Genomic DNA, 18913 nt, shown 5'->3' with positions numbered 1-18913 from the left:
ATCCGTTCTCTGCTGACGCCACTCAGGCAGTCCAATCACAGAGACCTGAGACGGAGGTCACACCCATGCCGTCACTACGTCTGCTATCCCTGTCGTTGCTCTTCGCGGCCGGAAGTTCCGCCGCCGTCTGGGCGCAAGCCGCCCCGGTCCAGCAACCAGCGCCTCAACCCGGTTTTGCCGCCGAGCAGGCCGCCGCCAATGCCGCCGCTGGGCCGCGTAAGACGCCGCCGCGCAGCTTTCCGGTACCGACCGACGAGGTCAGTCCGGAGATGCAGAAGCTCATCGCCGGCCCCTTCCCGCCGCATATGGATGCGGCGCCCAAGAGTGCGGCCGAATGGAAGGAACTGATCGACCGGCGCGCCAAGCTCGCGGTCGCTGCGATTCCAGCGATGAAGGAGAAGCTCAAGGTCGATGTCCAGCCGGCGGTGATCGGCGGCGTCAAGGCGTTCATCGTCACGCCCAAGGTCATGCCGCGCGCCAATCGCAACCGGCTGCTCGTTCATGTCCATGGCGGCGGCTATGTCTTCGGCCCCGGCGAGGCGGCGCTGCCGGAAGCGATTTTGCTTGCCGGTTTCGGCGGCTACAAGGTGATCTCGGTCGATTACCGCATGCCGCCCGACGCGCCCTATCCCGCGGCCATGGACGATGCGATGGCCGTGTGGAAGGCGGCCGTCAAAATGGCCAAGCCGCGCAACATGGCGATCTTCGGAACCTCGACCGGCGGCGCCATGACGCTTGCCATGGTGCTTCGGGCCAAAAGCGAGAAGCTGCCGCTGCCGGCTGCGATCGCGCCGGGCACGCCCTGGTCGGACATCGCCAGGATCGGCGACACCTACGCCACCAACGAATGGGTCGACAATGTGCTGGTGACTTGGGACGGCTGGCTTGGCCGCGCTGCTCTGCTTTACGCCAATGGCCGCGACCTGAAGGATCCGCAGCTTTCGCCGATCTATGGCGATTTTCACGGCTTTCCGCCGACGATCCTGACCTCGGGCACGCGCGACCTGTTCCTTTCGAACACGGTCAGGACGCATCGCAAGCTGCGCCGGGCCGGCGTCGTGGCCGATCTCAACGTCTATGAGGGCCAGAGCCACGCCCAATACGGCTTCGACATGAACGCGCCCGAGACCAAAGAAGCGTTCACCGACATCGCCCGCTTCTTCGACCGCCATCTCGGGCGCCGATAGGTACGCATCCGAATGGGCGGTGCTGCCGCCAGGGCGGCACGTCGAAAGGAGGCCTCGCGCCGCTTTATTTCGGCGCGAGCCTTATCGCGCCGTCGAGCCTTATCGCCGTTCCGTTGAGCATGTCGTTGCCGATGATGCTCTCGACCAAAGCGGCGTATTCGGACGGCTTGCCGAGCCGCGACGGATGCGGGATCGAGGCTCCAAGCGAGGCGCGCGATTCCTCGGGCAGGCCGTCGAACATCGGCGTTTCGAACAGGCCGGGCATGATCGTCATGATGCGGATGCCGATCTGGGCGAGATCGCGCGCGATCGGCAGCGTCATGCCGACGATGCCGGCTTTCGAGGCGGAATAGGCGGCTTGGCCGATCTGGCCGTCCTGCGCGGCGATGGAGGCGGTGCAGATGAAGACGCCGCGGCTGCCATCGGGCGTAATCGGCTCGAGCGCGGCCAGCGCGACCGCCGATTTCGCGATCATGCGGAAGGTGCCCGTCAGGTTGATGGCGATGGCCTTTTCGAACATCGCGGTGTCGTGCGCGACGAGTTCGCCGGTCTCGCGCTTCTTCGAGACGATCCGGCGGCCCGGCGCGATGCCGGCACAGTTGACGACGATGCGGGCGACGCCATGGGCAGCGCGTGCCTCGACCAGGGCGGCATCGACGGACGCTTCGCTGGTGACGTCGCAGGAGACGAAGAGCGCCCCGGTGTCGGCTGCAACCGCTTGGCCGCGCTCGGCATTCATGTCGAACAGCGCGACGCGCACGCCATGATCCGTAAGCATCCGGGCGGTCGCCTCGCCGAGGCCGGACGCGCCGCCGGTGACGATGGCGGCAATGGAGGGATCGAGTTTCATGAGCGCGTCCCGTTCGCGTTGAGCGTTCGGACAGCGTTTAACGGCGCCGCGAGTGTGCTCCAAGCGGGATTGTTGACGTCTCCCTTGTGCAGCGTTTCGGTCGGGGCCACATCTTTTGACATTCACATCTCGCTTCCGAGCCTGGATGATCCGGCGGGTTGGCGCAGATGTGCGAGGAGACAGGGATGAGCGAGGGCTTTCGTTCGCAGTTCACGGCCGACGAGATGGCGGAGATTCGCAAGAGCCTGCGGGACGAGGCGCGCTTCGGCTCGGATTTCATCAGCGTCCTCAGGCGCGTGGCCAAGCGCATTCCGTTCTCGGAGGATCTGCTGGCGGCGTGGATCTGCGCGCGCGATCCGGCGACGCCGCGCCGCGTCCGGTTCACCTTGCTGGCGGCGCTCGGTTATTTTGTGCTGCCGATCGACGCCATTCCCGACATCCTGCCATTCCTGGGCTTCACCGACGATGCGGCGGTAATCGCGGCTGCGATCGCGGCGGTGGCGGGTTCGATCACGCCGGAGCATCGCGAGAAGGCTAAGGCCGCGCTGGCGCAGCTTTGAGGATTCGAGGTCTCGACTCGGCAACACCACGTCATCCCGGACGCAGCGAAGCGGAGATCCGGGATCCATCATCAAGCACCATCCATGCCCTAAGATGGATCCCGGATCGGCGCGGCTTCGCCGCTTGTCCGGAATGACGACGGGTGTTGGATAGGTGGCGTGTTCGAGAGCGAAGCGCTCCAGCCTCACAGCGTCAGGACGATTTTGCCCTTGGCCTTGCGGTCGCCGATCAGGGCGTAGCCCTCGGTCCAGCGCTCCAGCGGGATCGTGGCGTGGACGTGGGCGCGGATCTGTCCGGCCGCTGCCCATGCGAGCAGGCGCTCCATGTTGGCCCGGTGCGCGGCTGGGTCGCGCGTGACGAAATCGCCCCAGAACACGCCGCGCAGGTCGCAGCCCTTGAGCAGCAGCAGATTGAGCGGGATTTTCGGGATCGTGCCGCCGGCGAAGCCGACCACGAGATAGCGTCCCTCCCAGGCCATGGCGCGCAGCGCGGGCTCCGCGAGATCGCCGCCGACCGTGTCGTAGAGCACGTCGACGCCGCGGCCGTCGGTCAGCCGGCGCAACCCTGTCTTCACGTCTTCGGCGACGTAGTCGAGCCCGGCCTGCGCGCCATGCTCGCGGGCGAGCGCGAGCTTGTCGGGCGAGGAGGCGCAGGCGATGACATGAGCGCCGAGCAGCGCGCCGATCTCCACGGCGGCGAGGCCTGCGCCGCCCGCGGCCCCCAGGATCGCCAGCGTCTCGCCGGGTTTGACGTGGCCGCGCTGGATCAGGCCGTGCATCGCGGTGCCATAGGTCACGAACAGCCCGGCGGCCTGTGCATCGTCTAGCGTCTCGGGCACACGCACGATCGCGTCCGTCGAAACGACGACCTTTTCGCGGGCGGCGCCATATCCTGTCCAGGCGGCGACGCGCTCGCCGATCCGCCAGCCGGTGACGCCTTCGCCGATCGCTGCAATCTCTCCCGCGCATTCGGCGCAGGGCGAGAAGGGCAGTGCCGGCTTGGTCTGGTAGCGATTCTCGATGATCAGCGTGTCGAAGAAGTTCAATGCCGCGGCCCTGACCGCGATGACGATCTCGCCGGGGCCGGGCTGGGGTTCGGGCAGATCACGGATCACCAACATCGCGGCTGGGCCATGGCTCTCGCAGAGAAGTGCCTTCATCGTCCCGTTACCCGTCGCGACCGAGTGCCTCAGGCTTTCCCGGCCGGACTGTGCCATGGCGAATAGCCGAACGAAACAGCCCCGCGAGGGGCGCGGGCGTTCGCATTTTCGCCAGGATCGTGACACTCTATGCGGCTCGCCTTCCGCCATCGCGCCCACTGAATGGGTGGTAAAGGCAGTGTTAAGATTTTTAATGACTGATGGCGGTCCATGAATATCTCTTACTTCCACTTCGGCGTCCTCGCCTCGCCCCGCCCGACATTCATCCTCGCCATCCTGGCAGGATGCTTGGGGCTCTCGCCGATGGCCGCCCAGGCGCAGCGTGCGCGCCCGGCCGCGCCGGCAGCAACGCCCGCGGCGACAGGTCAGGCCCAGGCGATGCTGCTCGAGACCGCCGGCAAATGGCAGGCGTTTTCCTCGCAGCAGGGCCGCACCAAGGTCTGCTACGCTCTGTCAAAGGCCGAGGCGCGGATACCGACCAATCTCAAGGATGTGGAGGGTATGCTCTTCATCTCCAGCCGCCCGACCGAGGGTGTGCGCAACGAGATCAGCTTCGTGATGAATTTCGACCTCAAAGAAGATGTCGAGCATCATGCGATCATCGGAACCGAGCGTTTCGCGATGGTCGCGAAGGGCCAGAACATGTGGCTGAAGAACCCGGCCGAGGAGCCCCGGATGCTTGACGCCCTGCGCAAGGGTGCCGGGCTCGAGGTTAAGGGCACCTCCAAGCGCGGCAATCCGACCAGCGACAAATACTCGCTTACGGGCATAAGCCAGGTGGTGAAGCGCGCCGAGGACGCCTGCAAGTAGCCTTCGTGGAATCCAGGAGCGCGGCCGTCTGACGTGAGGCCCTGCGCTTCCGGTCTCGCGGACCGATTTCGCGGCTGAGCGTTCTCATGCTATGAGCCGCTCCAATTCGGGCCGATGATCGCCCGACCCGAGCCAGAGTTCCGATGACCCTATCCGTCCTTGAACCTGCCGCGCCAGCGGCCGAACCCGTTTTGCAGCGCCTCTCGCTGGTCGGGCGCACGCGCGCAGGCCTCGGTGAGGCGCTGGCCGAGATCGGAATCCCCGAGAAGGAGCGGCGCATGCGCGTCGGCCAGCTCTGGAACTGGATCTATCATTACGGCGTGCGCGATTTTTCCGCGATGACGACGATCGGCAAGGGATTGCGCGCGGCGCTCTCCGAGCGCTTCACGCTCGATCTGCCGGAGGTGACCGCCGAGCAGATCTCGACCGACGGCACCCGCAAATGGCTGATCCGGATGGCCTCGACCGGCCCGCGCGACCGCGGGGCCGAGATCGAATGCGTCTACATCCCCGAGGTCGATCGCGGCACGCTCTGCGTCTCCAGCCAGGTCGGCTGCACGCTTACCTGCACCTTCTGCCACACCGGCACGCAGCGCCTCGTGCGCAATCTGACGACCGAAGAGATCGTCGCGCAGTTGATGGTGGCGCGCGACCGGCTCGGCGATTTTCCCAACCGGAGCACGCCGGGCGGCGCCTTCGTGCCCAGGGATGGCGGGCGCTTCGTCTCCAACATCGTCTTCATGGGCATGGGCGAGCCGCTCTACAATTTCGACGGCGTGCGCGATGCCATCGACGTGATCTCCGACAATGAGGGGTTGTCGCTCGGGCGCCGCCGCATCACCGTCTCGACCTCGGGCGTGGTGCCGCAGATCGAGCCGCTCGGCGCGCAGATGAACACGATGCTGGCGATTTCGCTGCACGCGGTGCGCGATGAGCTGCGCAACGAACTCGTGCCGCTGAACAAGAAATATCCGATTGCCGAGCTGATGGAGGCCTGCCGGACCTATCCCGGCGTGTCGAACGCGAAGCGGATCACCTTCGAATACGTCATGCTCAAGGGCGTGAACGATTCCGACGCCGAAGCGCGCGATCTGGTGCGTCTGCTCAAGGGCATTCCGGCCAAGATCAACCTGATCCCGTTCAATCCCTGGCCGGGCACACGCTATGAATGCTCCGATTGGGACCGGATCGAGCGGTTTTCCGACATCGTCTTCCGGGCGGGCTATGCCTCGCCGGTGCGCACCCCGCGTGGGCGCGACATCCTTGCCGCCTGCGGGCAGCTCAAGAGCGAGACGGAAAAGCTTTCGGCCCGGGCCCGGCTGATGCTCGACCAGGACGAGGCGGCCGCCGCTTCGCTCGCCGGCTGAACCCATGCTGCGCTGGCTGCTGCTGATCCCGTTCGCCCTGCTCGTCGCCATGGGCGCGGGCCTGTTTGCCATGATGATCGCCAGCGTGGTCTCGCCCGAGATCGCGCTGCTGATCGGCGGCGGCTTCGAGCGGCTGATGGAGGCGTTGTTCGGGCTGGCCGATGCCGGCGTCGATCCAGGCCCGGCCGCGGCTGCGGCGCTTGGGCTGATCGGCCGGCTGGGGCTTGCGATCATCGTTGCGCCGGTCGTGCTGGTGGCGGTGTTCAGCGAGCTCTTCCGGATCCGCAGCGGCCTGATCCAGAGCGGGCTGACCGGGCTTCTGGCGACGGCGCTGCCGCTCGCCATGCTGCGGCTGTCGCGCGCGCCGAGCGAGGCCGAGACGCGGGTGATCGGGGCGCTGTTTCTGGTCGGGGCGGCGACGGGGTTCGCGTACTGGGTGATCGCGGGGCGTGGGGCTGGCGGGGAGCGGCGAAGCGAAAATGCGGCGCATCGGTCATGACGTCAGCCGCGAGATCGATTATCTTGCATAATGATGACACGCGATGAAATCATGACGCAGCTTCGATCCGTGGAGCCGGCGCTCCGGGCGCAAGGCGTTGCCGCACTATACCTCTTTGGATCTTATGCTCGCGATGAGGCGAGATCCGACAGCGACATCGACATCCTCGTCGATTTTCAAGCGGAACGCGGTGTCGGGCTGACCGAATACATGGCGCCCTATCACGTTCTGGAGCGCACCTTTCCCGGAATCGAGATAGGCTACGGCACGCGCGACAATCTCGTGTCGCACTACAAGCCCTATATCGAAGCGAGCGCATTGCGCGTCTTCTGATGCAATCAGGCAAGCTTCCGCAGGTTCGCCTCAGGCATATCATCGAGAGCATCGATGGGATTATCGACGCAACGACCGGCGTCAGCGGGCGCGAAATCGCCGAAAGCTTCGTTCTGATGCGAGCGCTCGAGCGCGCGATCCAAATCATTTCCGAAGCAGCCAAGGAGCTGCCGGCCGAAATGAGAGCTTTAGAGCCCTCGGTGCCTTGGACTGATGTGATCGGGATCGGCAATGTGCTGCGGCATGAATATCATCGCGTGCGAGAAGAGACGCTGTTAGCGATTCTCACTGACGAACTTCCTGTTCTGAGGCTTGCCGCCGTACGGTTGTTGGCTGGCATCGAGTCGCAACCGCGATAACTCAATCTCCGATCGCCACGCCCTCCCGTCGCCCATCCGCGCCACCCACGAACCCCTCAGGCGTCTTGACGATCGCCTGGATACCCGAGGTCATCTCGACCAGACGGACCTCGTGGCCCTTCGCTTCCAGCGCAGCTTTCCAGGGCTCGGCTTCGGTGCCCTTCTCCAGTTCGGTCGGGCCGTTGCGGCTGCCGAAATTGGCGAGGTCGACGGCGGCTTGCGGGTCCATCTTCCAGTCGAGCAGCGCGACCAGCGTCTTGGCGACATAGCCGATGATCTGGCTGCCGCCGGGGGAACCGACAACGGCGTAGAGCCGGCCGAAGGCGTCGAAGACCAGCGTCGGCGCCATCGAAGAGCGCGGGCGCTTGCCGCCCTCCACGCGATTGGCGACGGGCTTGCCGTCCTCCTCGGGTGCGAAGGAGAAATCGGTCAGCTCATTGTTGAGCAGGAAGCCACCTTTTGTCATGATCCGGGCGCCGAAGCCGTCCTCGATCGTCGTCGTCATCGAGACGGCGTTGCCGTCCGAATCGACCACGGAGATGTGGCTGGTGCCGTTCTCGACGCCGTCGGAGGGCGCGAGCAACTGGGCCCGCTTGTTGGGGGGATCGCCGGCTTTGGCGCGGCCCATCGATCTGTCGGGACTGACGAGGCCGGCGCGCGAGCCGACATAGCCGCGGTCGATGAGGCCCGAGACAGGGACATTGAGGAAGGCCGGATCGGCGAGATAGAGCGCGCGATCGGCGAAGGCGAGGCGGCCGGCCTCGCTGAACCAGTGCACGGCTTCCGCGCCTGCGCCGATTCGCGCCATATTCTGCGGTTCCAGAACGCCGAGCATCTGCTGCACGGCGATGGCGCCCGAACTCGGCGGGCCCATGCCGCAGATGCGCCAGACACGATAGGCACCGCAGACCGGCTCGCGCTCCTCGACCCGGTAAGCGGCGAGATCGGCCAGCGTCATGTCGCCGGGATTGCTCTTGTGGCCCGTGACCGAGGCGACGATGTCCTGCGCGATCGGGCCGGAATAGAAGGCATCTGCGCCGTTTTCGGCGATGGTGCGCAGGGTGGCGGCGAAGGCCGGGTTCTTAAGGACCGTGCCGACGGGTTTGGGCTTGCCGCCGGGGTCGTAGAAATAGGCAGCCGCGAGCGGATCGGCGCTGAGGTTTCTTTCGCCCGCGAGCAGGCCGTTCAGTCGCGGGGAGATGGCAAAGCCCTCCTCGGCCAGCGCGATCGCCGGCGCGACCAGCTGACGCCATGGCAGCCTGCCCCATCGCCTGTGCGCCTCTTCCATCAGCTTCAGCGTGCCGGGCACGCCGACGGAGCGGCCGCCGATCACGGCGTCGTAGAATTTCATCGGCTTGCCGTCGGCACCGATGAAGCGTGTCGGCGTCGCGGCTGCCGGCGCGGTCTCGCGGCCGTCGAGGGTCTGGACGCTCTTCTTCGCCTCGTCCCAGTGCACCAGGAAGGCACCGCCGCCGATGCCCGAACTCTGCGGTTCGACGAGGTTGAGCACCAGCTGGATCGCAATGGCGGCATCGACGGCGCTGCCGCCGGCACGCAGGATGTCGCGCCCCGCGCTCGCAGCGAGAGGGTTGGCGGCGGCGGCCATGTGGCGCTGGGCCTGACCGGCCGTTTTTGTGATTCGCCCGGTCGCGGCCTCTGGGGCCGGGGCCAGCGTCTGGGCGTTCGCCGCGGCGGCGAGCAGCGCAAGGACGGCTGCGAATGGGAGGCGCGTTGCAATCCGTGGACTGCGCGGGATTGCCGGTGTCATGATTGCCTTCTTCCCTCGCCGATCGAGACCAGATCGATACAGTAATGCCAGATCGGGCCGGCAGGCCATGACGCTGCTTTGGGTCGCGCACCTTGGAGCTGCGACCGTGCAAGGCTAAGGTTGTGGTCGATGCCTGTTCGGGACGTCGCCAAGGGGTTTTTGCATGTCGCTTTCCTTTTCCGTTGCCGCGCGTCGCGGTTTTGCCCTGTTGGCGATTGCCTTCATGGGGCTCGCGCTCGCCGGGTGCGGCGTCAACAACGTCCCGACGCTGGAGGAAGCGGCCAAGGCACGCTGGAGCGAGGTGCAGAACCAGTATCAGCGTCGGGCCGACCTGATTCCCAATCTGGTCGAGACGGTGAAAGGGTTCGCGGCGCAGGAGCGCGATGTGCTGACCGCCGTGGTCGAGGCCCGCGCCAAGGCGAGCCAGGTCAAGGTCGATGCCTCGACCATCACCGATCCGGCGAAGTTCAAGGAATATCAGGACGCGCAGAACCAGCTGACCGGTGCGCTCGGGCGGCTGCTCGTCACGGTCGAGCGTTATCCCGAGCTGAAGTCGAACCAAAACTTCCTGGCGCTGCAATCGCAGCTGGAGGGCACCGAGAACCGGGTCACGGTGGCGCGGCGCGACTACATCCAGGCCGTCCAGGCATTCAACACCGAAATCCGAACCTTTCCCGGCGTGATCTGGGCGCGGTTGTTCTGGGGCGCCAAGGCGATGGAGACGTTTGCCGCGACGGAGGGTGCCGAGCGGCCGCCGGCGGTGAAGTTCTGACGGCGGACTGCGAGGCGAGGTATGTCCGCTACCAATCGAAGCCGGACTGGGGTTCTGCGTCGCGTTGCCGCGCTTCTCCTGCTGTTGCTCTGGTGCGGCTTCGCCGCCGCCGATCCGTCTTATCCGCCACTGACCGACCGGATCGTCGATGGCGCCAACCTCATCGCGCCCGAGGCCCGGCCGCGGATCGCGGGCAAGCTCAAGGCGCATGAGGACAAGACCGGCGACCAGCTGGTGGTCGCGACCGTGCCGTCGCTGCAGGGGCTTGGCATCGAGGATTTCGCCAACGGCCTGTTCCGGTTCTGGAAGCTCGGCGAAAAGGCGCGCAATAACGGCGTGCTACTGCTGGTCGCACCCAATGAGCGCAAGGTCCGGATCGAGGTTGGCTACGGGCTGGAGGGCGCGCTGACTGATGCGCTGACGAAAGTCATCATCACCACGGCGGTGGCGCCTAAGTTCAAGACCGGCGACTTCGCCGGGGGCATCGAGGGCGGGGTCGATGCGATCCTGACGATCCTGTCTGGCGATGCCGAGGAGTGGCAGCGCCGCGCCGTGGTGCGCAATGACGAGATGTCGTCGAGCGATCTCATGGTCGTGCTCTTCGTGGCGGCGATCTTCCTCTTCATCCTGATTCGCGCCTTCCGGAATGCAAACGGTTCGGACGGCAGGCAGCATCGCACGCGCAACGGCCGTTGGATCGTGCTGCCGACGGGTTCGTCGTCCTCGGGCTGGGGTGGCGGCTCGTCGGGCGGCTGGGGCTCGGGATCGGGTGGCGGCGGCTTTTCCGGCGGCGGCGGGTCGTCGGGCGGTGGCGGCGCTTCGGGAGACTGGTGATGGATTCTGACGACAGGGATGCGGTCGCCGAGGCGGTCGCGCAGGCCGAGCGCTCGACATCGGGCGAGATCGTCGTGGTGATCGACCGGGCGGCGGGCAGCTATCGCAGCGTGCCGCTGGTGATGGCCCTGACACTGGCCCTCTTCGTGCCCTGGCCGCTTCTGGCGATGACGGCGACCAGCGCGCCGCGCATCTTCCTGATCCAGCTCGTCTGCGCTTCGATCCTGATCGCCGTGCTGCTCTGGTACGGGCGCGGCGGACGCTTCGTGCCGGGCTTCGTCAAGCGCAGGCGCGCCCATGACGTGGCACTGCGCGAGTTCACGGCGCGGGGCCTGACGCACACGCGCGGCCGCACCGGCGTGCTGCTCTATGTCGCCCTGCAGGAGCGTTATGCCGAGGTCGTTGCCGATAGCGGCATTGACGGGAAGATCGACAAGGAGGTTTGGCGCGGCATCGTCGCACCGCTGCTCGATGCGGCGCGTCAGGACCGGCTGCGCGAGGGGCTGATCGAGGCCGTCGGGGCTGTCGGGCGCGTATTGGCGCAGCATGCGCCGCCGGCGACGGACGATGTCGATGAACTGCCCAACAAGGTCGTGCTGCTGTAGGCGATCAGTGCGCGGCGCGTGCCGCTCCCAGGATCGCACCCGGCATCATGCCATATTTGCCGGCCTGCTCCGCCTGGACGACCACGACATAGCTGTCGGCGTTGGCGGCACGGGTCGTGGTGAGCGGAACGCTTAGGGTCGTCTCCTTGCCGTCCCAGTCGCCGACGCGGACCAAGCCGCGCACGACATTGGCATAGGAGACAGTGCGGCCCTCATTTTCGCCGCGGCCGATCGGCACCGTGACGATCCGCGTGATCGGCAAAACCCAGATTCCCGCCGGCTTGTCGCCGACAGCGACGCTGCCAGAGAGCCCGATGCGCAGGGCGTCATCCGTTTCCGCCAGCGCGATCGTCGCAGTAAGCGTCGTCTGGCGCAGACCGGGCTCGATGCCGGAGCGATCAGAGCCGACGAAATGGCCGGCGCCGTTGATCACGGCCTGCGGCGTGTAGACCTGCCCGTCGCCACGGGCCTTGGCATAGAATTTCTGGCGCTTGGTGAAGGCATCCTGGCCGAGCGTGTCCTTCCAGCCGAGATAGTCCCAATAGGTCACCGGCAGGGTCAAAGCGAGGATGCCCGGATCCTTTGCAAGCTCGCCGAACAGGGCATCGGCCGGCGGGCAGGACGAGCAGCCCTGGCTGGTGAAAAGCTCGACGACCGCCTTCGGCTGCACCACCGGAGCCTGGGCATGCGCCGCGGAGCCGCCCCAGAGCAGGGCGGCACATGATGCGAGGAGCAGGCCGGAACGGGTGATCATCTCTTCAATCCGATGAGGCAGAGCGAGACACTAGAATGCATGGCGTTACCAAAGCGCCCAACGGCCCTCACTTGGAAATCACGTTGACTTGAAAAGCGGCGTTTGCGGGATGGTCCGGGCGAAATCGTCCAGCGCTGCCGGCTTGATCAGGTTGGGCCGCCAGCGCCGGTGCATCCAGAGCCATTGTTCGGGGTGTTCGCGGACCCAGCCTTCGACCACTGCCGTCATCATCGCCATGGCGCCCTGCACGTCGATCTCGCCGGCCGCATCGCGCGGCAGGTCGAGCGGCGGCGTCAGTTCCAGGCGGAAGCGCAGATCCGGCAGGCGGATGACGCGGACACCATGGACAGGACATTCGAAGCGCCGCGCGAACTTACCCAGGATGGGGTTGGTTAGCGCCGGCCGCCCCATGAAGGGCACGACCACGCCGCGGGTAAAATGCTGGTCGATCAGCATGCCGAGATGCCCACCTCGCTCCAACACCCCCTGCATGGCGAAAGCGGCACCCTGCTTGGCCGCCGCCAGCCCGCCCATGGCGCCGGAACGGATTTCGTGGACGACGCTGGCGATGGCCGGATCGTTGGGGGCGCGGAACACGGCCGTGGTGTCGAGATCGTAGGCTGCGGCGCAGATCGCAGGTAGTTCCCAATTGGCGAGATGGGCCGAGAAGATCAGGCCCGGTTTCTCGTCGTCCTTCAGGGCAACGAAATGCTCGATGCCTGTGACCTCGACGCGGGAGGGCGCATCGGGGTTGAGATAGTCGTAGTCGAACAGCGTCCGCAGATGAGCGTATTCGGCGGCGGTGCGGCCGAGATTCTCCCAAGCGCCGCGGGCGATGCGGCGCACCTCCGGCTCGGGCATGTCGGGAAAGGCGGCCCGGATATTAGCCAGCGCGACGCGGTTGACCGGGATGACCGGGCTCGCGCTGCGCAGGAGCCAGCCGCCGAGATCGCTGGCCCGTTGCGGGCCGAGCCAGCGCAGGAAGCCGAACAGAGCCCGGATCAGGCCGATCATCACCGCGGCGCCGGCGCGCGCGGCGATTGCTTGCAAGCGTCTCAAGGTCGGCCCGGTTCTCTCTTGCCCGGCACGGAGCCTTGCGGGCACAAGCGGGCGACTTGCGGCAGGAAAGCCGCCTCGTCAAGCTTTGGCGGCGCGCGAGGCTCGTTCAGAAGGTGACGACGACCTTGCCGAAGACCTTGCGGCCTTCAAGCCGCGCGAGGCCTTTCTCGAAATCTTCGAGCGGAAACACCGAATCGATCACCGGCTTCATGCCGCCGGCCATCTTTTCCAGCGATTGCGCGATGTTCTCAATGCGGCAGCCGAAGGAGCCGGTGATGCGGTATTGCTGCTGGAAAAGCTGCATCAGGTTCATCGTGGTCGAGGCACCCGAGGTCGCGCCGCAGGTGACGAGTCGACCGCCGCGCTTGAGGCAAAGCAGCGAGCCGTTCCAGGTGTCGGCGCCGACATGCTCGAAGACGACGTCGACGCCCTTGCGCTTGGTCATCTGGCGGACCTCGCCCTCGAAGCGCTCGGTCTTGTAGTTGACGACGAAATCGGCACCGAGCGCCTTGGCCTTGGCGCCCTTTTCGTCGTCGCCCACGGTGGTGTAGACCGTGCAGCCGATCGCCTTGGCCATCAGGATCGCGGCCGTGCCGATGCCGGAGCCGCCGGCATGGATGAGGATCGATTCGCCGGGTTCGAGCTTCGCATTGTCGAAGAGCATGTGCTGCACGGTGCCGAAGCCGATCGGCGCGCAGGCGGCATCCTCGAAGGAGACGCCATCCGGGGCCTTGATCACGAGTCGCGCGGATTTGTTGAGCAATTCGCGGGCGAAACCATCGATATGGAAGCCCATGATGCCGGCGACGTTCTCGCAGAGATTGTCGCGGCCCTCCAAGCAGGCCTTGCAATGGCCGCAGGTCTCGGCGCCATAGGCGGTTACGGTGTCGCCGACCTTGAGGTTGGTGACGCCCTCGCCGACGCAGACGATCTCGCCGGCGGCCTCGACGCCGGCCGCCTGTGGCATCTTGCGCTTGGCGAAGGCCATGCCCCGAAAGCCCCAGATGTCGAGATAGTTCAGCCCGATCGCACGGATGCGGATCTGGACCTCGCCGGCGGCGGGCGGCGGCGGCGGCTCGATCTCCTCGAGACGGAGATCGCGGTCGCCATGAAGCTGGAGGGAACGCATGAGAGTTCAGGCTTTCAGAGGTCGTCCGGCCAAAGCCTAGACGTATGGATCACGGCAAGGATTTCGACGCGACCATCGCTGACACGGTAGGGAAGAATATAAGGGGTGCCGGCTACGATAAGTTCACGGCTTTCATCAACACGGCCAAGCCGGCCCTTATGCGGGTGTTCTCCAAGCAGTCTGCCTGCCGACCGCAGGCGGCGCACCTGGTCCAATGCGGTCGCGGCACCGAACGCGCTCAGATAATCGGCGATTTCATCAAGTTCGGCTCGAGCCCGCGCGGTCCATATGCCCTTCATCGGCCAGCGTCGATCAATGCTTGAAGCTTGACCTCGATAGCATCCAGCTCTTCTTCCGTCGCGAACTCACCGCGATCGGCTTGAGCGATGCCTTCCTTGATGCGTGCGATCTGCCAAGCGTTGAGTTCGACATAATTCTCGATCGCCTTGGCGGCGATCCAGCTGCGCGAGCGATCCATGTCGGCGGCCAATGCATCGAGCTTGGCCAGCTTTTCGTCGTCGAGGCGAATGGTGAAGGCTGCGGTCATGACCAAATCCTCTGGTGGTTCACCCCGGTTCGGAGCGAACCTAGCATAGGCCGTGCGCGCGGTCGATCTTAGCGATGCACGCCGAGCTGCGCCGTGACGCCGCCATCGATCGGGATGACGGTACCGGTAATGTAGGCGGCTGGTTCGCTCATCAGGAAGGCGGCGAGGCCTGCGACCTCCTCAGGCTTTGCGAAGCGGCCGGCCGGGATTTGGGCCTGCATCTTGTCGCGATAGGCGGCGTAAGGGGCCATCATGTCGGTATCGACGAAGCCGGGCGCGATGACGTTGACCGTGACGCCGCGCTTGCCGGTCTCGACCGCGAGCGTCTTGGCGTAGGAGATCAGTGCGCCCTTAGAGGCGGCATAGGCCGCGTTGCCCGGGTTGCCGCGCAGGGCGGCGACCGAGCCGATCGCGACGATGCGCCCGGTGCGGGCTCGGATCATGTTGCGCATCAGGCTTTTGGCGATGCGGGTAAAGGCCCAGAAATTGACCTGCATCGCCGCTTCCGCCTTGTCCTGGACCATCATGGCGGCGAGCGAATCATAGGGCTGTCCCGCGTTGTGAACGAGCCCGAAATAGCTTTCCGTTTCGCGCTCCTCGCAGAAGTCATCGAGAGCTGCCTTGTCGGAAAGATCGAGCGGAAGCGGGACGATGCTCCGGTCGGGATGGTCTGATCCGATCGCCGCCGCCAGCGCCAGCGCCTGCTCGGCCGAGGAGCGATAGGTGAAATCGACATCGTGGCCGGCCGCGGCCAGCGCGCGGACGATCGCGGCGCCGACGCCCTTGGCGCCGCCGGTGACGAGGACCCGGGTCACGCGCGGCGTTCCAAGACCTGGGGCCCTGCCGTCAGTACGAGGCTGGTGTTCTGGCCGCCGAAGCCGAAGGAGTTCGAGATCACGGTTTGCACCTTGGCGTCGCGTGCCGTGTTGGGCACGACGTCGAGCGCGATGGCGGGGTCGGGGTTCACATAGTTGATCGTCGGCGGCAGGCGGCCGTTGGCGATGGTCATGAACGAGATCACCGCCTCGACGGCGCCGGCCGCCGTCAGCGTATGGCCGATCATCGACTTGTTGGACGAGATCGGCAGGCTTGCCATGCGCTCGCCGAAGACGGCGGTGCAGCTCATCGCCTCCATCTTGTCGTTCTCGGGCGTCGAGGTGCCGTGCGCGTTGATGTAATCGACATCGTCGGGCGCTAGACCCGCATCGGCGAGCGCATCCTGCATGGCGAGGATGGCTGGCTTGCCGTCGGGACTCGACCTGGTGCGGTGAAAGCCGTCGCCACGCTCGCCGCAACCGGCGACGATGCCGAGGATCGTCGCGCCCCGCGCCAGTGCATGGTCGTAATCTTCCAGCACCAGCGCGCCGGCGCCTTCACCCATGACGAAGCCGTCGCGGTCCTTCGAGAACGGCTTTGCGGCAGCTTCGGGCGGATCGTTCCGGGTCGAGAGCGCCGAGAGCAGCGAGAAGCGGATCAGAGCCTCGGCATGGACCGAGCCATCGGTGCCGATGCAGAGAGCGGCCTCAGTGTCGCCCCGGCGGATCGCCTCGACGCCCATCTGGATCGCCGTCGCGCCCGAGGAGCAGGCGGTCGAGAGCGAAATCGGCGAGCCTTTGGTACCGAACCTGTCGGCGATGTGGTCGGCGACGGCGCCGAACAGGAAGAGTTCGTGCATCGGCTTGTGCTTCAGCGTTGCCGCTTCGCGCAGCAGGCCGTCATAGTCGACGTCGCCTTCGATCGCCTGCGCCAGCTCCTGCTTCTGCGGCCATTCCATCTCGACGGGAGGCACCGCCATGAAGAGTTCGCCCGGAAAATCGCCCGGCTGGCCAAGGCCGCTCTGGCTTACGGCCTCGTCGGCCGCCAGCGTCGCGAGTTTTTCGGACAGTTCCGGCGCGCTGAAGCTGCCGTCGAACAGGAAATCGACCGTGCCGGCGATGGTGGTACGCAGGCCCTCGATCGGGAAGCGTTCGATGCGATGGATGCCGGATCTGCCTTCGGTCAGCGCTTGCCAGTTGGCGTCCTTGCCCTGGCCGAGCGAGGTGACGATCCCCATGCCGGTTACGGCGACGATGGGCCGGCCTCTGGCGTCGCGATGCTCTGTGCTCATCGTATGACCCTCACGCTTTCGTCAGGCGCGCCGCGCCTTCGCCGCGCCAATGACCGGCGCCGGTGACGATCGCCTCGCTTGCCTGCTCGTTCGCGATTGCGGCGGCGGCAAGCGCCACCGAGACGGGGAAGGCAGCTTCCAGTGCGTGGCCGACAAGATCGCCCGTGGCGACGCGTTTCGCCAGCGGCAGGGCGGCAGCGATCGCCGAGGCCTCCTCGGTAGTTATGCCGGCGGCTCCGGTCGCGGCCGAAAGCGCGAGCGCACCGGGAGCAATGGGTCCCAAGCCTGCAATCAAGCCGCGAAGCGCCGATTCGACCGTGCCGGTCGCGCGCTTGCTGCGCGCTGCCGCGACCTGATCGAGGCGGGCATGGATCGTGGCGCCGCGCGCTGAGGCGCGTTCGGCCGATTCCAGAACGAGGAAGGCGGAGGCGCTGCCGGTAATCATGCCGGGCACATCGTCGCGGGCGAATACCGGTGCAAATTCGCCCTTGCGCAAAAAGCCGCCGAGTTCGAGCAGCAGCAGCATGTCGCGCCGCTCGGCATTATAGGAACCGCCGACCAGCATGATATCGGCCTGACCGGAGGCGATGCGGGCATGGGCGGTGCGGATCGCATCGACGCCGGCCTGCTCCTCGCCCATGAAGGTGCGCGAGGCGCCGGTGACGCCATGGACGATGGCGATGTTGCCGGCAAGCAGGTTCGAGAGCTGGGCCAGGAAGAGCGTGGGCCTGAGGTCGCCCATCAGCCGCTCGTTCAGGAACGCGCCGGGCTGGTTGGCACCGCGCAGGCCGCTGAGAATGGCGCCGTCGACGGCGTGGTCACGCTCGCCGCCGCCGGCGGCGACGATGACCTGAAGCTGGCTCTTGGCCTCGACATCGTCCTTGATCCCAGCCGAATCGAGCGCGAGACCGGCGGTGTAGACGCCGAGTCGCTGCCAGGGCTCCATCTGGCGCTGATCGGATTTCTTCGGGATCTGGCGGTCGAGTTCGAGGGGTTTGAGCGGGTGCAGCGGATAGGGCGCGAAGCTCGCGACATCGACGACCGGCGCCGCCCCTGATGCCAGTGCCTGCGCATGGGTCTCGATGCCCTCGCCGAGGCTGGAGGCGAGGCCGATTCCCGTGATGACGATGTCGCGCTTCATGGTCGGGCCTGTTCCGGCACGAGGCCGATCGCCTTGATGCGGGCTTCCATCAGGGTCCGCATGTCGGCGGGGAAGGGCATCAGGCGGAAGCGCAGCTGCGCATCGCAGATCGGCTTTCCGGCGATGGTGATGGCGGCCTTGGTCGCGGCATAGCCCGAGCCCTCGATCACCAGCTCCGCGATGACGTCAAGAACGGCGTCGGGCTCGACGAAGGTGCGGAAGCGCGCCTTGTCGACCGTCATCAGGAAGGGCATCTGGGTCAGCCCGTTGAGGCCGAGCAGGAGATAGCCGGAGGCCTGCGCCATGGTCTCGGTCAGCAGGACGCCCGGCACGAGCGGGTGGCCGGGAAAATGGCCTTCGAAGACGGGGCTCGCTGTGGCTCCCGGAACGGTCGAGCGCGTGACGATACGCTTCTCAGCGGGCACGAACGCCACGACCTCGTCGATCATGTCGAAATATTCGAGGCGCATGAGTGTCCGTTCATCGGTGGCGGCGGAAAGCCGGGCGGACCGGTCGCCGGCTATGCTTTACCGGGTCACGAAGTCCGGCTCAAGCGAACGACGAATTCTCCTGCCGTCATTGCGAGCGTAAGCGAAGCAATCCAGAGGGGGGCGTCGAGCATTTCCCTCTGGATTGCTTCGCTTACGCTCGCAATGACGAAGAGGTCGATGAAAGCCCTCAGGCCTTCTTGGCCGCGACGAGGTCGTCGATGCGCTGGCACAGGTTCTCCAGCACGAAATACTGCTCGGCCGGGGCCTTGCCCTCGTTCACTTCCTGCGTCCATTGCTCCAGCGGCAATTTGATGCCGAAGGCCTTGTCGACGGCGAAGGCGATGTCGAGGAAGGCGAGCGAATCGATGCCGAGGTCGTCGATGGCGTGGCTTTGCGGCGTGATCTTCTCACGCGGAATATCGCAGGTCTCCGAAATGATTCCGGCGACCGTCTCGAAAGTGGCGGACATGCGGGTGCTCCCGTCTTGATGATGGAGGCGGACGACATCCGGGCGCGGGTGTTAGCCCTGCGCCTGCCCCAAGCCCCCCGCCAAGGATGACTGTGACGCCCCCTTACACCGG

General features: G+C 66.1%; 23 protein-coding genes. 10 read left to right on the top strand and 13 right to left on the bottom strand.

All coding sequences use genetic code 11. The features are described 5' to 3' along the window. Positions 1 to 65: 65 nt before the first annotated feature. Positions 66 to 1187: an alpha/beta hydrolase gene (locus AXW83_RS19135; protein WP_066615991.1), complete on the top strand. Its 1122-nt coding sequence runs from the start codon at positions 66 to 68 to the stop codon at positions 1185 to 1187. Positions 1188 to 1251: 64 nt separating this feature from the next. On the opposite strand, the gene AXW83_RS19130 is transcribed toward AXW83_RS19135, so the two are convergent. Next, positions 1252 to 2037: an SDR family NAD(P)-dependent oxidoreductase gene (locus tag AXW83_RS19130; protein ID WP_066615989.1), complete on the bottom strand. Its 786-nt coding sequence runs from the start codon at positions 2035 to 2037 to the stop codon at positions 1252 to 1254. A gap of 185 nt (positions 2038 to 2222) precedes the next feature. Here AXW83_RS19130 and AXW83_RS19125 point away from each other — a divergent pair, with 185 nt between their 5' ends. Then, positions 2223 to 2597, top strand: a complete 375-nt coding sequence (locus AXW83_RS19125; RefSeq protein ID WP_236841716.1) for a YkvA family protein — start codon at positions 2223 to 2225, stop codon at positions 2595 to 2597. A gap of 185 nt (positions 2598 to 2782) precedes the next feature. Here AXW83_RS19125 and AXW83_RS19120 read toward each other — a convergent pair whose 3' ends face one another. Beyond that, positions 2783 to 3757: an NADPH:quinone oxidoreductase family protein gene (locus AXW83_RS19120; protein WP_066615987.1), complete on the bottom strand. Its 975-nt coding sequence runs from the start codon at positions 3755 to 3757 to the stop codon at positions 2783 to 2785. 210 nt (positions 3758 to 3967) lie between these two features. On the opposite strand from AXW83_RS19120, the gene AXW83_RS19115 reads away from it, so the two are divergent. From AXW83_RS19115 to AXW83_RS19095, 5 genes are all read left to right on the top strand, one after another. Further along, positions 3968 to 4567 (top strand): hypothetical protein, encoded by a 600-nt coding sequence (locus AXW83_RS19115; protein ID WP_066615977.1) that lies wholly within the window; start codon positions 3968 to 3970, stop codon positions 4565 to 4567. A gap of 143 nt (positions 4568 to 4710) precedes the next feature. Continuing rightward, complete coding sequence (gene rlmN, locus AXW83_RS19110) at positions 4711 to 5934, top strand: dual-specificity RNA methyltransferase RlmN (RefSeq protein WP_066615970.1); 1224 nt, start codon at positions 4711 to 4713, stop codon at positions 5932 to 5934. Positions 5935 to 5938: 4 nt separating this feature from the next. Beyond that, positions 5939 to 6433, top strand: coding sequence for a hypothetical protein (locus AXW83_RS19105; RefSeq protein WP_066615969.1), 495 nt, complete (start codon positions 5939 to 5941; stop codon positions 6431 to 6433). Between the two features lie 51 nt (positions 6434 to 6484). Continuing rightward, complete coding sequence (locus AXW83_RS19100) at positions 6485 to 6766, top strand: nucleotidyltransferase family protein (protein WP_236841715.1); 282 nt, start codon at positions 6485 to 6487, stop codon at positions 6764 to 6766. Continuing rightward, complete coding sequence (locus AXW83_RS19095; RefSeq protein ID WP_066615968.1) at positions 6766 to 7125, top strand: HepT-like ribonuclease domain-containing protein; 360 nt, start codon at positions 6766 to 6768, stop codon at positions 7123 to 7125. The genes AXW83_RS19100 and AXW83_RS19095 overlap by 1 nt, the downstream gene beginning before the upstream one ends. Before the next feature lies 1 nt (position 7126). Here AXW83_RS19095 and ggt read toward each other — a convergent pair whose 3' ends face one another. Next, positions 7127 to 8893, bottom strand: coding sequence for a gamma-glutamyltransferase (gene ggt / locus AXW83_RS19090; protein ID WP_066615964.1), 1767 nt, complete (start codon positions 8891 to 8893; stop codon positions 7127 to 7129). Positions 8894 to 9056: 163 nt separating this feature from the next. Between ggt and AXW83_RS19085 the strand changes: the two genes are divergently transcribed. Genes AXW83_RS19085 through AXW83_RS19075 form a run of 3 tightly spaced genes read left to right on the top strand, consistent with a single transcriptional unit; the run spans position 9057 to position 11104 of the window. Continuing rightward, a complete protein-coding gene (locus AXW83_RS19085) occupies positions 9057 to 9665 on the top strand; it encodes a LemA family protein (RefSeq protein WP_066615957.1) in 609 nt (202 codons plus the stop codon). A gap of 21 nt (positions 9666 to 9686) precedes the next feature. Next, positions 9687 to 10499: a TPM domain-containing protein gene (locus tag AXW83_RS19080; RefSeq protein WP_066615955.1), complete on the top strand. Its 813-nt coding sequence runs from the start codon at positions 9687 to 9689 to the stop codon at positions 10497 to 10499. Continuing rightward, positions 10499 to 11104 (top strand): TPM domain-containing protein, encoded by a 606-nt coding sequence (locus AXW83_RS19075; protein ID WP_066615954.1) that lies wholly within the window; start codon positions 10499 to 10501, stop codon positions 11102 to 11104. The genes AXW83_RS19080 and AXW83_RS19075 overlap by 1 nt, the downstream gene beginning before the upstream one ends. A gap of 4 nt (positions 11105 to 11108) precedes the next feature. On the opposite strand, the gene AXW83_RS19070 is transcribed toward AXW83_RS19075, so the two are convergent. The 10 genes from AXW83_RS19070 to AXW83_RS19025 all read right to left on the bottom strand — a co-directional run bounded on the left by AXW83_RS19070 (position 11109) and on the right by AXW83_RS19025 (position 18801). Next, the gene (locus AXW83_RS19070) at positions 11109 to 11858 is read right to left on the bottom strand and encodes a DUF1223 domain-containing protein (RefSeq protein WP_066615953.1); all 750 of its coding nucleotides are present in this window, start codon (positions 11856 to 11858) and stop codon (positions 11109 to 11111) included. 78 nt (positions 11859 to 11936) lie between these two features. After that, entirely contained in the window at positions 11937 to 12872 is a 936-nt protein-coding gene (locus AXW83_RS19065; protein ID WP_156640572.1) for a lipid A biosynthesis lauroyl acyltransferase, read from the bottom strand. Between the two features lie 151 nt (positions 12873 to 13023). Further along, on the bottom strand, positions 13024 to 14046 hold the full coding sequence (locus AXW83_RS19060) for a zinc-binding dehydrogenase (RefSeq protein WP_066615952.1): 1023 nt from the start codon (positions 14044 to 14046) through the stop codon (positions 13024 to 13026). 14 nt (positions 14047 to 14060) lie between these two features. Next, entirely contained in the window at positions 14061 to 14345 is a 285-nt protein-coding gene (locus AXW83_RS26685; RefSeq protein WP_082767243.1) for a type II toxin-antitoxin system RelE/ParE family toxin, read from the bottom strand. Further along, complete coding sequence (locus tag AXW83_RS19050; RefSeq protein ID WP_066615948.1) at positions 14342 to 14593, bottom strand: CopG family ribbon-helix-helix protein; 252 nt, start codon at positions 14591 to 14593, stop codon at positions 14342 to 14344. Before AXW83_RS19050 ends, AXW83_RS26685 begins: the two co-directional genes overlap by 4 nt. A gap of 68 nt (positions 14594 to 14661) precedes the next feature. Continuing rightward, positions 14662 to 15408 carry an SDR family oxidoreductase gene (locus AXW83_RS19045; protein WP_066615946.1) on the bottom strand — a complete coding sequence of 249 codons (747 nt, stop codon included), beginning with the start codon at positions 15406 to 15408 and terminating at the stop codon, positions 14662 to 14664. After that, entirely contained in the window at positions 15405 to 16700 is a 1296-nt protein-coding gene (locus tag AXW83_RS19040) for a beta-ketoacyl-ACP synthase (protein ID WP_066615944.1), read from the bottom strand. The genes AXW83_RS19045 and AXW83_RS19040 overlap by 4 nt, the downstream gene beginning before the upstream one ends. A gap of 10 nt (positions 16701 to 16710) precedes the next feature. Beyond that, positions 16711 to 17841, bottom strand: a complete 1131-nt coding sequence (locus tag AXW83_RS19035; RefSeq protein ID WP_066615943.1) for a beta-ketoacyl-ACP synthase — start codon at positions 17839 to 17841, stop codon at positions 16711 to 16713. Next, complete coding sequence (locus tag AXW83_RS19030; protein ID WP_066615942.1) at positions 17838 to 18311, bottom strand: 3-hydroxyacyl-ACP dehydratase FabZ family protein; 474 nt, start codon at positions 18309 to 18311, stop codon at positions 17838 to 17840. The genes AXW83_RS19035 and AXW83_RS19030 overlap by 4 nt, the downstream gene beginning before the upstream one ends. Positions 18312 to 18519: 208 nt before the next feature. Continuing rightward, complete coding sequence (locus AXW83_RS19025; protein WP_066615941.1) at positions 18520 to 18801, bottom strand: acyl carrier protein; 282 nt, start codon at positions 18799 to 18801, stop codon at positions 18520 to 18522. Positions 18802 to 18913: the final 112 nt, after the last annotated feature.

Source organism: Bosea sp. PAMC 26642, assembly GCF_001562255.1.
GTDB lineage: Bacteria > Pseudomonadota > Alphaproteobacteria > Rhizobiales > Beijerinckiaceae > Allobosea.
This window is presented reverse-complemented; position numbering and strand designations above follow the sequence as displayed.

Excerpts from the sequence above, each read along its gene's own strand:
- AXW83_RS19135 (WP_066615991.1), top strand. The coding sequence starts at position 66 with ATGCCGTCACTACGTCTGCTATCCCTGTCGTTGCTCTTCGCGGCCGGA.
- AXW83_RS19130 (WP_066615989.1), bottom strand. The coding sequence starts at position 2,037 with ATGAAACTCGATCCCTCCATTGCCGCCATCGTCACCGGCGGCGCGTCC.
- AXW83_RS19125 (WP_236841716.1), top strand. The coding sequence starts at position 2,223 with ATGAGCGAGGGCTTTCGTTCGCAGTTCACGGCCGACGAGATGGCGGAG.
- AXW83_RS19120 (WP_066615987.1), bottom strand. The coding sequence starts at position 3,757 with ATGAAGGCACTTCTCTGCGAGAGCCATGGCCCAGCCGCGATGTTGGTG.
- AXW83_RS19115 (WP_066615977.1), top strand. The coding sequence starts at position 3,968 with ATGAATATCTCTTACTTCCACTTCGGCGTCCTCGCCTCGCCCCGCCCG.
- rlmN (WP_066615970.1), top strand. The coding sequence starts at position 4,711 with ATGACCCTATCCGTCCTTGAACCTGCCGCGCCAGCGGCCGAACCCGTT.
- AXW83_RS19105 (WP_066615969.1), top strand. The coding sequence starts at position 5,939 with ATGCTGCGCTGGCTGCTGCTGATCCCGTTCGCCCTGCTCGTCGCCATG.
- AXW83_RS19100 (WP_236841715.1), top strand. The coding sequence starts at position 6,485 with ATGACGCAGCTTCGATCCGTGGAGCCGGCGCTCCGGGCGCAAGGCGTT.
- AXW83_RS19095 (WP_066615968.1), top strand. The coding sequence starts at position 6,766 with ATGCAATCAGGCAAGCTTCCGCAGGTTCGCCTCAGGCATATCATCGAG.
- ggt (WP_066615964.1), bottom strand. The coding sequence starts at position 8,893 with ATGACACCGGCAATCCCGCGCAGTCCACGGATTGCAACGCGCCTCCCA.
- AXW83_RS19085 (WP_066615957.1), top strand. The coding sequence starts at position 9,057 with ATGTCGCTTTCCTTTTCCGTTGCCGCGCGTCGCGGTTTTGCCCTGTTG.
- AXW83_RS19080 (WP_066615955.1), top strand. The coding sequence starts at position 9,687 with ATGTCCGCTACCAATCGAAGCCGGACTGGGGTTCTGCGTCGCGTTGCC.
- AXW83_RS19075 (WP_066615954.1), top strand. The coding sequence starts at position 10,499 with ATGGATTCTGACGACAGGGATGCGGTCGCCGAGGCGGTCGCGCAGGCC.
- AXW83_RS19070 (WP_066615953.1), bottom strand. The coding sequence starts at position 11,858 with ATGATCACCCGTTCCGGCCTGCTCCTCGCATCATGTGCCGCCCTGCTC.
- AXW83_RS19065 (WP_156640572.1), bottom strand. The coding sequence starts at position 12,872 with ATGATCGGCCTGATCCGGGCTCTGTTCGGCTTCCTGCGCTGGCTCGGC.
- AXW83_RS19060 (WP_066615952.1), bottom strand. The coding sequence starts at position 14,046 with ATGCGTTCCCTCCAGCTTCATGGCGACCGCGATCTCCGTCTCGAGGAG.
- AXW83_RS26685 (WP_082767243.1), bottom strand. The coding sequence starts at position 14,345 with ATGAAGGGCATATGGACCGCGCGGGCTCGAGCCGAACTTGATGAAATC.
- AXW83_RS19050 (WP_066615948.1), bottom strand. The coding sequence starts at position 14,593 with ATGACCGCAGCCTTCACCATTCGCCTCGACGACGAAAAGCTGGCCAAG.
- AXW83_RS19040 (WP_066615944.1), bottom strand. The coding sequence starts at position 16,700 with ATGAGCACAGAGCATCGCGACGCCAGAGGCCGGCCCATCGTCGCCGTA.
- AXW83_RS19035 (WP_066615943.1), bottom strand. The coding sequence starts at position 17,841 with ATGAAGCGCGACATCGTCATCACGGGAATCGGCCTCGCCTCCAGCCTC.
- AXW83_RS19030 (WP_066615942.1), bottom strand. The coding sequence starts at position 18,311 with ATGCGCCTCGAATATTTCGACATGATCGACGAGGTCGTGGCGTTCGTG.
- AXW83_RS19025 (WP_066615941.1), bottom strand. The coding sequence starts at position 18,801 with ATGTCCGCCACTTTCGAGACGGTCGCCGGAATCATTTCGGAGACCTGC.